This window comes from Streptacidiphilus neutrinimicus (assembly GCF_000787815.1).
In the GTDB taxonomy this organism is placed as follows: Bacteria; Actinomycetota; Actinomycetes; order Streptomycetales; family Streptomycetaceae; genus Streptacidiphilus; species Streptacidiphilus neutrinimicus.
The window spans coordinates 881-12,150 of the sequence record NZ_BBPO01000131.1; the positions used below are offsets into that span (position 1 = coordinate 881).

An 11,270-nucleotide genomic window follows, 5' to 3' on the forward strand; every position below is an offset into this window, starting at 1 on the left:
CCCCCTGCCGATGGGGCTCCCCTTCATGGCCACGGCCCCGCGCGGAAGGCCGCTCCTCTTCTCTGCTCACGTCCGCAGTCTTTTCCATCCGTGCCTTTCTCGCGTCCGCGACGCGCAGAGTGCCGTGGTCGAATCAGCTGTCGTGGCTCCGGAGAGTCTCCTTGACCTTCGCGATCGCGAAACCCCACCCCTGCTGCACGGTCGGCTTTCCGGGGACCGCCAGTTCCTGGGGGTTGGTCAGGACGTCGAGGAGCACCGGTCCGGGGGTGTCGAAAGCCTGCCGGACACTCTCCTGGAGCGTGGAGGGATCGGTGACGCGGATCCCCGTCAGGCCGAGAGCGCCGGCGACCGCTGCGAAGTCCGGGTTGTCGAGCTCCGTCCCGAACTCGGGCAGTCCAGCCTGTTCCTGTTCGAGCTTGACCATGCCCAGCCGCCGGTTGTCGAACACCACCAGCTTCACCGGCAGACGACAGGTCTTGATGGTCATCAAGTCGCCCAGCAGCATGCTCAGACCGCCGTCCCCGCAGAACGCCACGACCTGTCGGTCTCGGTCCCACAGCTGCGCGCCGATGGCCTGCGGCATGGCGTTGGCCATGGAGCCGAGGTTGTACGACCCGAGGAGCCTGCGCCGTCCGCGCATGGTCACGAAGCGGGAGAGCCATACCGTCGCCATGCCGGTGTCGGAGGTGAAGATCGCGTCGTCGTCGGCGCAGGCGTCGACCGCGGCGGCCAGGGCTTCGGGCCGGACGTCATGGTCACGGTTGTCCAGGGCGCCGCGCAGGCGACCGAACAAGCGGCGGTCGTGCTTGGGGTCCGCCAGGCGCTCCTGACCCGACCGCCACTCCTCGAAACGCTCGCGGGCGGTCTCCAGGTGTGACCGGTCCGAGACGCGCTGCAGATGGGGAATCAGTGAGCGCAACGTGGCCGCGGTGTCGCCGATGAGCCCCGCGTCGGCCGGCACCCGCCGGCCGAGGTTGCGCTCTTCGAGATCGATCTGGACGACCTTGCACCCGGTCGGGTACCAGTCGCGGTAGGGAAAGTCCGTCCCGAGCAGGATCAGCGTGTCGCAGCTGTCCAGGGCATGGACCGCTGCCGGGTTGCCGATCAGGCCGGTCTGGCCGACCTGATACGGGTTGTCCTCTTCGAAGCCCTCCTTGGCCTTCAGGGTGAGGACCATCGGCGCGGACAGGCGCTCGGCCAGCTCCAGCACCTCCTCGCGGGCGTCCCGCGCGCCGCGCCCGACCAGGAGGGTGGCCCGTTCCGCGCCGTTGATGAGCTCGGCGGCCTTGCGGACGTCCGCATCGTCGGGGCGGGTGACCGGGCGCGGGTGCGGGAAGCGGGCGGGGCGATCGTCGATGAGCTCGCGATCGCCCAGGTCGCCGGGAATGGTGAGGACCGCCACGCCGCGTTCGCCGACGGCGGCGCGGACCGCGGTCTCCAGCATCCGCGGCATCTGGTCCGCGGAGGTCACCGTGGCGCGGTAGACGGCGACATCACGGAAGAGCAGGTCGTTGTCCACCTCCTGGAAGTAGTCGCCGCCCATCTCGGCCGAGGGGACCTGGCCCGCGATGGCCAGGACCGGGGTGCGGCTCTTGGCTGCGTCGTACAGGCCGTTGAGCAGGTGCACGGACCCGGGGCCGACGGTGCCCATGCACACCCCCAGGGTCCCGGACAGCTGCGACTGGGCGCCGGCGGCGAAGGCCGCGGCCTCCTCGTGGCGGCAGCCGACCCACTCCAGGCCCTCGGTGGTGCGGATGGCATCGGTCAGCGGGTTCAACGCGTCTCCTACGACGCCGAAGACATGGCGTACGCCCAGCTCAAGCAAGGCGTCGGTGACGACTCGGGCGACAGTACGTGCCACGTGGGGCTCCCTTGTGAGGATCGATATCAGACGGTGAACTCGTCGGGGTCGGCGTCGTGCCAGTCGCGCGCCCAGGACGCGGGCGCGTCGTCGTGGACCAGCTGGCCTGGCTCCAGCCAGGGGTAGATCTCCGCATAGGTGCGGATGGTGTGCGGATCGACCCTGCGGTGGAGCAGTTGCGGCCCCAACTGCGAGGGTTCGCGCACTCCCATCGCCGCCATGATCTGCAGGGCGCTCTTGACGGTCGCCTCCTGGTAGCGCCGCACCCGCTGCGACTTGTCCCCCACGTGCAGAGCGCGGGCCCGGCGCGGGTCCTGGGTGGCCACGCCGACCGGGCAGGTGTTGGTGTGGCAGCGCTGGGCCTGGATGCAGCCGACGGCGAACATCATCGCCCGCGCCGCGTTGGTGAAGTCCGCGCCCTGGATCAGCCGCTTCACCAGGTCGCTGCCGGTGGCCACCTTGCCGCTGGCGCCGATCCGGACGCGGTCGCGCAACCCGGTCCCAACCAGGGCGTTGTGCACGGTCATCAGGCCCTCGGTGAGCGGCATGCCGAGGTGGTCGGCGAACTCCAGCGGGGCCGCGCCGGTGCCTCCCTCGGCTCCGTCGACGATGATGAAGTCCGGTGTCACGCCCTCTTCCAGCATGGCCTTGCAGACGGCGAGGAACTGGCGGCGCGAGCCGACGCACAGCTTGAACCCGGTCGGCTTGCCGCCGGCCAGCTCACGCATCCGGCCCACGAAGCGGACCAGCTCGCGCGGGGTGGAGAAGACCCGGTGATAGGGCGGGGAGATGACCGTGCGCCCTTCGGGGACGCCCCGCACCCTCGCGATCTCCGCGTTCACCTTGGGCCCCGGCAGCACACCGCCGATCCCCGGCTTGGCGCCTTGACTGAGCTTGAGGGACACGCACTTGACCTGCGGTCGGGCCGCCTTCTCCGCGAACTGGCCGGGGTCGAAGTCCCCGTCCTTGGTGCGGCAGCCGAAGTAACCGGTGCCGATCTCCCACACCAGGTCCCCGCCGGGGCGCAGGTGGTACTCCGACAGCCCGCCCTCGCCGGTGTCGTGCGCGAACCCGCCTTGTGCGGCTCCGGAGTTCAGGGCCAGGACCGCGTTGGCCGACAGCGAGCCGAAGCTCATCGCGGACACGTTGAGCAGCGCCATCTCGTACGGCTGGGTGCAGTCCGGTCCGCCGACACGCACCCTGGGCGCCTCGGTGGGCACGGCGACGGGGGCCATCGACGGCACCAGGAACTCCCGGCCGCTCTCGTACAGGTCGAGCTCCGTGCCGAACGGCTCTTCCGCGTCGGTTCCTTTGGCCCGCTCGTAGACGATGCTGCGGGTGTCGCGGTCGAACGGCCGGCCGTCCACGTTGCGTTCGACGAAGTACTGCTGCACCTCGGGACGGATACCCTCCAGGGCGAAGCGCAGGTGCCCGAGGACCGGGTAGTTGCGCAGCACCGCATGCCTGCGCTGCACCACGTCCGCCACCGCCACGAGCAGCAGGGCCAGCAGCGGAACCGCGCCGAACCACCACCACGGTGACACCACGAGAGCCGCCGCCGTCGCAGCGACCGCTCCACACCCCAACCACGCAATCCACAGAAATCTCAGCACAGCCCCCGTCTAACCCGGGACGGCGGCGCCCAAGCGTCCTGCCGAGCGGCTCGGTGCAACCAGGCACCGCGGGGCCCCTGGCCGAAGGCTCACGATCCCGGCTGCTCGGCAGTCCTGCGGTGGAGGACCAGCGCAGTGGCGTTGTCCGTGCCGCCGAGTTCCTCGGCCCGAAAGCACAGTCTCGCTGCCAACAGCGCGGGCAGGGGGCAGTCCTGCAGCATCTGCTCGAGGGCGGCAGCGAATCGCCAGCCGTCCGTGTGCTCGGTCCCTGGTTCGGCCGCGCTCTTTGCCGCCCCGTCGGTGGCGAGAACCAGGTAGTCGCCGGGCAGCATGGGCAGCTCGCGACGATGGGGCGCGATCTCGGAGCCGGCACCCATGGCGGCGGTGACCACACCGATCTCCGACTCGTCGACCGGCTCACCCGCTCGCATGCGCTCCGCGACCACCGAGTCCTCGGGGACGACACGGCCGACCCGGTACCCGTGGGCAGTAGACCTGCACAGGCAGACCGGGCAGTCTCCGACGGAGGCGAGCGTCACCCAGAACGTGTCGTCCACCAGTACAGCCGCTCCGACTGCGGCACCGCCGTGGGGCAGTTCGGCTGGAGGTGCGCCCAGTTGCCGGTCCGCGACGAGCAGGACGTCGCCCGGGAGCGCAACCTCGCTCGACCATGCTCGCGCCGCGGCGTCGCGAATCCCGGCAGCGGCCCAACGGCCGCCACCCGACCCGTCACCGGTCACTCCGTCCAGCACGATTCCCACGGTTCCTGAGGCGTTGCGATTCCAGGCGACGGCGTCCTCGTTGTCGCCACCGGGCCGCCCCTTGGCCTTCTGCCATCCGGTGACGCTCTCCTCGGCGACCATCAGGTCCGTCGCCGGCAGACCGTCAGTGGGGGCGGCGAGAAAGGGTGAGACGCACTCCACGAGTTCCGCGGCGTCGACGGCGCCCTGATCCGCGGCATCGTCCAGGCAGAGGCGGACAGCCACGTCGCCGCCCAGCGGCCACTCGCCACCGAGCAGGCCGCTGGCCGCCAGCGCGTCCGCCCGACTCGCGGGCCAGCGTCCGCTGAACACACGGAACAGCACGACTCCCAGCACGTACAGGTCGTTGGCCGGGCCCGGTGCTGCGGGTTCGTTGAAGGGAAACGCCCACGGCGACGCCAGGTGAGCGGTGCCGGGCAGCACCGCCGCCACCAGGTCTCCGTCCTCCCAGCGCAGGCTCCACGGCCCCAGGCAGGGAGCGCTGGTGGTGTGGTTCGGTGCGAGCGAATGCGCCAGGCGGAGCCAGGCACGGAAGAACGGGAGCGGACCCGGCTGAGGCTCTCCGGTCGGCAGCTCGAGGACCGGTGTGCCGGGCGGAGGCGGACAGGAGAGCGACATGTCTGCGGGGACGACACGACCGGGACGCCCTTTCGGCTGATCCACGGAGGCGAAGCCGGAGTGCGGTTCTTGGTCCTGTGGCACGCTCGTCCTTTCGCACCATCGCATCTCAAACCATCGCGTCGCGCAGGGCTTCGGCATGGCGGTCCAGCCAGAGCCGTCTGGCTTCGATGCGGTCGGCTGCGCCTTCCCGCAGGAAGCGCACGTACGCGGGATGGCCCTCGGCTGCCCGTCTCTCCAGCATCACTCGGCTGGCAGCCTCCGAATCGCGGATCGCGTCCAGAACGCGCAGCCGGCTCCCGCCTTCGAGCCCGTACACATCACAAAATCGCCGGATCCTCGCAGCCGTGCGCTGACCGGCGCTTTCAGGGTCGTGCTCGTCCTCCTCCCCACGCAGGGGTATCCACTGCCGGACCGCACAGGCGATCTCCCACTCCGGCAGCGCCGGCGCAGCTCGGTCGAAATCGATGAGTGCCACGGCGAGGCCGCCGCGGCACACGATGTTCGACCGCACCGGGTCGTTGTGGCACAGCAGTCCTCCCCCGGCCCATGGCGGTTCCACGGAGGAGTCCCATGGCGTCGCGGACGGCCAACGGAACGAGGACACGGCTCGGTGGTAGTCCCGAAGGAGACGCGCCACGCTGTCGGCGGTCCGCGCTCTCCGCGCCCAGGCCGGAACGGTTGCCGTCACCGTCTCGCCGGGGATGTAGTCGAGGACCTCCCTGCCTGCGTCGTCGATGCCGAGGAACCTGGGGGCCCCCTCGAAACCGACCGCCTCAAGGTGCTGCAGCAGGAGGTGCACGGCGAAGGAGAACGGTTTCTGCGGACGCCTCACGGTGTCCCCCACCCGCACCACCGCTCCGCGGTTCTCGGCGCCGCCGGCCAGCACTTCTTCGGCGCGTCCGTTCATGCGGGGGCCTCCGGTCAGGGAAGATCGAACACTACGGCTCCTGGTTGCACGCCGGCTTGCGGCAAGGGTTCACGGGTAGGGGACGAGCTGTGCCCGCAAGCGCCGTCCTCGGGCGCACCGGGACGGTACACGAGCCGGGAGGGGCGCCCGTTGACCCAGCACCAGCCGTCCGAGCCACGTGCCGCGGCTGCGCACGGCAGGCGACGTGCGAGGCGGCTTCGGGCGGAGAGCGCCTTCAGGCGCCTCCTTGCGGCGTCGTTCATCAGCGGGTTCGGGGACCAGTTCAACCGGGTCGCGGTGGTCAGCACGATCATCCTGAGCACCGGGTCGACCGTGGCGGTGGCCGCGAGCCTGGTTCTGCGCATCGCCATGCAGGTGGTGTTCGGCCCTCTGGGCGCCATGGTGGCAGACAGGTGTTCACGCAAGGCCGTCCTCCTGACGGCCGACTTCGGCCGCTGCGCTGTCGCGCTCCTGCTCCTGGGCACGCTCGGCGGACACCGTCCGTGGCTGCTGTACGTGGCCATCGCCGTCCTGGAGACGCTCTCGGCGCTGTTCACACCGGCCCGTTCGGCGGCGATCCCCACGATCGTCCAGGACGAGAACATCACTGGGGTGAACGCGCTGGACCAGAGCACCACCGGTCTCGTGATGGCGGTCGGTTCGCTGGCGGGCGGCGCGGTGGTCGCCACGCTGGGGACCGGTTTCGCGTTCGTGTTCAACTCCGCCTCCTTTCTTGCCTCCGGACTGATCATCGCCACTCTCGGCATCCCGCGGCCGACCCGCGAGCACGGGCGACGGATCGGCACCCGCCTGCGGGACGTCCTGCCGATCGTGCGGAGGTCCTCCCCGCTCCGACTCGTGCTGGTGCTCTTCGCCACCTGGCCGCTCGCGGGCGGCGCGCTGAGCGTGCTGATCCCGGCCTACTCCTCCCGCACGTTTCCTGACGGCACGGCCGTCGGCATCGGCGTGCTGTACGGCGCCCTGGGGACGGGATACCTGGTGGGCGGCCTCATCGCCATGAGGGTCGCGTCGTGGGCACAGCCTCGAGCGCCCTGGATCGCAGCCGTTTCGTTCGTGGCCGAGGGGGCGCTCTACCTGCTCAGCGCGCTCGCGCCGAGCCTGTGGTGGGCTGCTGCCTGTATGGCGCTCGCCACGACAGCGGCCGGGCTCGGCAACACGGCGGAGTCGACGGTCATCATGCGATCCGCACCTCAGGAGGCGCTCGGGCGCATCTTCGGACTGACGACCACGGTCTCCAGCCTCAGCCAGATCTCCGGCATGCTCGCCGCCGGGGTGATCCTCACTCAGGCGAATCCTCGGGTCGTCGGCGCGAGTGCCGGCATGTTGCTGCTCCTCCTCGGCCTGGCGGTGTGCGCCGCCATGGCCGCCGGGGCGTTCCGCGCGAGTGAGGAGGACGACCCGGCGGAGTCTTCCTGAACGCTCGGTCATGAGGTCACCAGGTGACCGGGAGCCGGTCCACGCCGTAGATGACAGCGTCAGCGGCGAACCTGAGCGAGCGCCAGTCGTCAACCGGCCGCAGACCCGGGATCCGGGCGAACACGGTAGTCAGGACATCGCGCAGCACGGCCCGGGCGAGGTTCTGGCCCAGGCACTGGTGCGGCCCGAATCCGAAGGCCAGATGCCGGTACCCGGGAACGGCCGCCTCCAGGTCCATCGTTTCCCTGTCCCGCACGAATGCCGCGCGGTCCCGGTTGGCCGCGGGAAGCGAGACGATCACGCCGTCGGCGGCTTGGAGCGTCACGCCGCCGACGGTGACCCTGTCGGTGGCGACGCGCCGCGGCCCCGTCTGCACCACGCTCCAGTAGCGCAGCGACTCCTCGACCAGCGCGGCGAGCCTGACCGGATCACGCAGTGACTCCCGACCCGCCCGATCGCATCGCATCATGCTCAGGGCCGTCAGGCTGATCATGCTCGACACGGTCTGCACACTGGCAGCGAGGATGAGCCGCACATCCAGGACGAGCTGTCTCGCCTCCTCACGTGTCCGCGCCAGGCTCGCCAGACGGCCGATCAGGTCGTCGGTGGGCCGGGAGCGTCTGTCCGAGAAGAGCTCGGCAAGCTGTGCGACCAGGAGCGCCTCCGCCTGTGGTCTGTACTCGGCGGGAAACGCCGGGTCGTGCAGGTGCCTGATGTCCTCGGCGAATCGCGCTCGGTGCTCCTGCGGTATCCCCAGCATCTGCGCGGCGACCCCCGCGGCCGCCGGCTTTCCCACCAGCTCACAGAAGTCTGCTCCCTTGCCGGATGCCAGAAGCGCGTCGACGCAGAGGTCGGCCACGGCGACGATGCGGTGCTCCTGTTCAGCGATGCGCGTCAGCGAGAACTCGCCGGCGAGCCTTCCGCGGGCCTTCCTGTGGCAAGGTCCGTCCAACCGAATCAGTGATCCGCTCGTGCTTGCCCCCCGGTGCCCGGGGCCGCACGGATAGCCGGGGAGCGCGGGATCCGCACTGAGGCGGCTGTCGGACAGGATCGCCCGCACGTCCTCGAAGGTCGTGAAAAGCCACGCGGGCGTTCCGTCCTCTGCGACGACCCGCCGCGGCGGCCCGGCGTCCAGCGGCCCGGTGTCCGCCCTCGTCGCTGCCCAGAAGGGCTGGAATGGGTCCGGGGGTGTCATTCTCTCGGCCCCTCGCCGTCCAGTACCTCGATGACCGCGTTGGGGCAGACGTCGGCCGCCGTCGCGACCGCCTCGTGGAGCGCCGGCGGCGGTTGGGCGTCGAGGAGGACGATCGTGGCGTCGGTGTCGCGCTGGGCGAAAACGAGCGGTGCCGCCAACACGCACTGTCCCGCGCCGAGGCACGCTGTGCGATTGACCCGGATCCGCATGGTGACTCCTCAAAGACGGCCGGCCCTCACCCGTGCGGCGTCGGGGCGAGCTCCTTGATCATGATCAGCAGTTCCAGGTCGCGCAGGCCGAGATGACGCACGGCCGTAGCCGACTCGCTGAGCCCGCACCGGCGGAAGTACGCGACCGCGCGCTTCTGCTCGGACGCGGGCGAGACGCGCACCCGGGTGCCGCCCCCGGCGCGGACGCCGTGCTCCACCCGGCTCCACAGTTCCTCGGCCAGTCCGCTGCCGCGGTCCTCCGGAGCGACGAAGAGGCTGGCCACGGTCCAGGTCTCGGGTTCCGGCCAGCGCGGCCACAGGTCCACGAACGCGCGCATCTCACCCGCGGGGTCGAACGCTCCCAGCATCAGCTTGCCGGACGGATCCGTGCCGTCGGGCGCCGAGTGGAAGGCGCTCACGGCCTCCGTGCCCACGGGGTGGCCGAACGTCTCCTCGAAGAAGGCGGAGTCCCGTTCGTACAACCGCTGCAGTGCGGGACCGTCCTCCGGTTCCACCTGACGCCAGGTGGAACCGGAGGGGCCGCGACGGTGGTCTGTCATGATTCGATCAGCCCCAGTTCTCTGAGCATGTCCCGGTCGGCCGGGCGTTGCATGTTCGGCGGGACGTAGAGAGTCGACATGCCCTCGTGGGCAGCCAGATCGGCGATCTCGATCTCTGCGATCAACGGTTCCACGCCGGGGTACTGGGCCGCGTGATAGCCCGTCACCACATGGTCGGCGCCGTACCGTTCGCCGAGCACCCGGCTGAGGATCTCGTAGTTCGACCGCTCGTGCCGCGGCTGGTAGTCACGGTGCCCGAGCGCGTCGAGCTGCCACAGGACCAGCCCTGCCGACGTGTCGAAATCAGGACGGTACACGAGGAACGGAGTCGCGTCGTAGCTCTGCCAGCCGTGTCGTCCCGGGTCCACTCCAAGGTCGGCGAACAGGCAGTCCTCCGCCGAGATGCCCGGCAGCATCTCACTGACGTACCCGGCCGAACGGGCCCGCCGGATCAGGTCGTGCGACGGCGTCACGTAGACACCGGCATGACCGTAGAACGCGGCGCAGACACGACGGCCGCCGTCGAGCTCCGCCAGGGCCCGGTCGACCATCATCCGGTAGGTCACCCATCGGTCCCGGCCCGGCTCGTAGTACTGCGTCAGGTCGACGGAACGGGCGTTCATCCGCGCGAGCCACTCCCCCATCCCCGGCGTCTGGGTGGCGTGCAGCAACACATCGGCGTCACGGATGGCTTCACGGGCCTCGGCCGTCAGCTGCGAGACGAGCTTCATGCCGGTCCCCACCACGGTGAGCACGGCCGGCGGGAGCTCCGTCACTCCGCCCCCGGGGGACTGGGAAAGGCGGGTGCCTCTCATCGGCGCACCGGGATCGTCGCGGGCAGGAGCGTGACGTCCACGCCGTTGCCCATCTCGGGGCAGAACGGGTCTGTGGCGTCCCAGCGCCCCGTGAAGGTGAAGGCACTGGAGCGGCAGCCTCCCGGGCTGCGCATCCGGTTGGTGGTGCACTCCGGGCAGTCGTCCTCGATCTCCTGGGTCCGCAGTTGGCGGTAGAGAGGGTCCTGCCAGGTCTCGAGGAACGGGGTCTCGCGCACGTTGCCGTAGTTCACCATGCCCCGCAGATAGGGGCACCCGATGCTGTCGCCGGTGGAGGTGATGTGGGCGTTGACCCAGCAGCAGTTCGCGTCGTAGGGGTGGAAGCCGTTCATCATCCGCAGGCCCTCGGGCACGTCCAGGGCGGCGATGGCCGCGGTCACCTCCCGCGGGTCCGGCGCCAACTCGGCCCAGTTCCGCTTCGCCGCGCCGATGGGGTACAGCCGCAGCAAGCCGACTTCCTCCGCGCCGAGGCGCTGCCCGAGTTCCACGTACCGTTGCAGATGAGGCAGGTTCAGCCGGTTGACGATGGCCGCCGGTATGACGGTGACTCCGGCCTCCCGCAGCAGTTCGGCTCCCCTCATGGTCTTCTCGTAGGAGCCGGGAACCCCCGTGAGGTAGTCGTGCATCTCCGCGCTGGTTCCGAAGAAGTCCACGACCACGCGGCCGAGGCCGATGGCCGCGATCTCCTGCGCCAGCGCGGGGGTGACGGTCGTCGCATGGGTGCGGAACCAGAGCAGGAACCGGCTCTGGGCGTACCGCAGGATATCCAGGAAGTCGGGGCGAAGGAGCGGATCGCCCCCTTCGAAGTAGAGGTGGATCACGCCGTGCTCGGCGAGGTAGTCGATCAGGTTCGTCCACTCGTCGAACGTCATGTCCTCGGCCGGCGGGGTGGCCGAGCAGTCCGTGTAGCACTGCTTGCAGTGCTGGAGGTCACAGGTGTTGGTGACCTGTGTGCCGACCACGATCGGCGTGTCAAGGACCATGCCGGGCTTCGTCACATCGAGCCTCCCTTGTCTCAGGGCCCGGGTGCGGCACCTGGGAACGGTGCCGCACCCGGCTCTCCCGCTGCTACTGCTGCTCCTTCGGGTCGCCGACGATCTCGTCGACCAGCGACGGGCTGAACGCGACCTGGGATCCGGTCCGCAGAGACGGTTCGATCTCATGGACGACGGACTTCTCCAGTCCCCGCCGCTTCAGCTGCTCCTTGATGCCGGCCAGCGTGTCCTGCTCTTCATCCCGCATGGATTCACCTCCTTCCGGTGCCAGTGCTTAG

General features: G+C 70.1%; 11 protein-coding genes. 1 reads left to right on the forward strand and 10 read right to left on the reverse strand.

All coding sequences use genetic code 11. The features are described 5' to 3' along the window. Positions 1-133 precede the first annotated feature (133 nt). The 4 genes from TR48_RS36915 to TR48_RS44035 form a co-directional block, all read right to left on the reverse strand. Positions 134-1,861 carry a thiamine pyrophosphate-dependent enzyme gene (locus tag TR48_RS36915; protein ID WP_042375020.1) on the reverse strand — a complete coding sequence of 576 codons (1,728 nt, stop codon included), beginning with the start codon at positions 1,859-1,861 and terminating at the stop codon, positions 134-136. Positions 1,862-1,887: 26 nt separating this feature from the next. Beyond that, positions 1,888-3,474, reverse strand: coding sequence for an FMN-binding glutamate synthase family protein (locus tag TR48_RS36920; protein WP_439654529.1), 1,587 nt, complete (start codon positions 3,472-3,474; stop codon positions 1,888-1,890). A gap of 89 nt (positions 3,475-3,563) precedes the next feature. Continuing rightward, positions 3,564-4,667, reverse strand: a complete 1,104-nt coding sequence (locus tag TR48_RS36925; RefSeq protein WP_152628393.1) for a hypothetical protein — start codon at positions 4,665-4,667, stop codon at positions 3,564-3,566. Positions 4,668-4,962: 295 nt separating this feature from the next. Further along, entirely contained in the window at positions 4,963-5,763 is an 801-nt protein-coding gene (locus TR48_RS44035) for a phosphotransferase (protein WP_042375022.1), read from the reverse strand. On the opposite strand from TR48_RS44035, the gene TR48_RS44040 reads away from it, so the two are divergent. Next, entirely contained in the window at positions 5,650-7,200 is a 1,551-nt protein-coding gene (locus TR48_RS44040) for an MFS transporter (protein ID WP_236652501.1), read from the forward strand. The genes TR48_RS44035 and TR48_RS44040 overlap by 114 nt on opposite strands. 16 nt (positions 7,201-7,216) lie before the next feature. Here TR48_RS44040 and TR48_RS36940 read toward each other — a convergent pair whose 3' ends face one another. The 6 genes from TR48_RS36940 to TR48_RS44045 all read right to left on the reverse strand — a co-directional run bounded on the left by TR48_RS36940 (position 7,217) and on the right by TR48_RS44045 (position 11,239). After that, on the reverse strand, positions 7,217-8,395 hold the full coding sequence (locus tag TR48_RS36940; RefSeq protein WP_052443356.1) for a cytochrome P450: 1,179 nt from the start codon (positions 8,393-8,395) through the stop codon (positions 7,217-7,219). Further along, positions 8,392-8,604 carry a ferredoxin gene (locus TR48_RS36945; protein WP_042375025.1) on the reverse strand — a complete coding sequence of 71 codons (213 nt, stop codon included), beginning with the start codon at positions 8,602-8,604 and terminating at the stop codon, positions 8,392-8,394. The genes TR48_RS36940 and TR48_RS36945 overlap by 4 nt, the downstream gene beginning before the upstream one ends. Positions 8,605-8,630: 26 nt before the next feature. Further along, positions 8,631-9,164 carry a GNAT family N-acetyltransferase gene (locus tag TR48_RS36950; protein ID WP_042375027.1) on the reverse strand — a complete coding sequence of 178 codons (534 nt, stop codon included), beginning with the start codon at positions 9,162-9,164 and terminating at the stop codon, positions 8,631-8,633. Next, a complete protein-coding gene (locus tag TR48_RS36955) occupies positions 9,161-9,979 on the reverse strand; it encodes an SAM-dependent methyltransferase (RefSeq protein ID WP_084730070.1) in 819 nt (272 codons plus the stop codon). The genes TR48_RS36950 and TR48_RS36955 overlap by 4 nt, the downstream gene beginning before the upstream one ends. Further along, the gene (locus TR48_RS36960) at positions 9,976-10,995 is read right to left on the reverse strand and encodes a radical SAM protein (protein WP_052443358.1); all 1,020 of its coding nucleotides are present in this window, start codon (positions 10,993-10,995) and stop codon (positions 9,976-9,978) included. The genes TR48_RS36955 and TR48_RS36960 overlap by 4 nt, the downstream gene beginning before the upstream one ends. Before the next feature lie 70 nt (positions 10,996-11,065). Then, the gene (locus TR48_RS44045) at positions 11,066-11,239 is read right to left on the reverse strand and encodes a hypothetical protein (RefSeq protein ID WP_161789982.1); all 174 of its coding nucleotides are present in this window, start codon (positions 11,237-11,239) and stop codon (positions 11,066-11,068) included. Between the last annotated feature and the right edge of the window lie 31 nt (positions 11,240-11,270).